Source organism: Pseudomonas sp. KB_15 (assembly GCF_052114525.1).
Classification (GTDB): domain Bacteria; phylum Pseudomonadota; class Gammaproteobacteria; order Pseudomonadales; family Pseudomonadaceae; genus Aquipseudomonas.
Window position 1 is genome coordinate 1 of sequence record NZ_JBFREX010000349.1, and the last position, 369, is coordinate 369.

1 protein-coding gene is annotated in these 369 nt (G+C 62.5%); it reads right to left on the bottom strand.

All coding sequences use genetic code 11. The features are described from left to right. A partial coding sequence (locus AB4Z35_RS31235) for a DUF3418 domain-containing protein (protein WP_442101330.1) occupies positions 1 to 369 on the bottom strand: 369 nt, incomplete at both ends.

Here is a 369-nt window from a genome sequence, read left to right on the forward strand (position 1 = left end):
GGCGCGCTCCAGCGTGACCATCACGATCTGGTTGCGCAGTTCCTCCTGCGTGCCCAGGGTCATGTACTGCATCGCCATTTGCTGAAGATTCGGGATGTTCTTCTCGATGAACTTCACCGGCTCGCGGAGCTGGATCGCGAACAGTCGGCGCAGCCMCGTATGGTGGATGCGTGCCGCCTCCTGCGGGTCGTCAAAGACCTCCACCTCGCAATGGTCGCCATGATCCACAAGGGCCGGATAGCCGAACAGGGTCTGGTTGCCCTTGCGGATTTCCAGCAGTTCGGGCAGTTCGCCGAACGACCAGGACGTCAGGTTTTCGTACTGGCCGGCCTCGGCCGCGGGCACGTCGCGGGCGGCAATGTTCTGGAA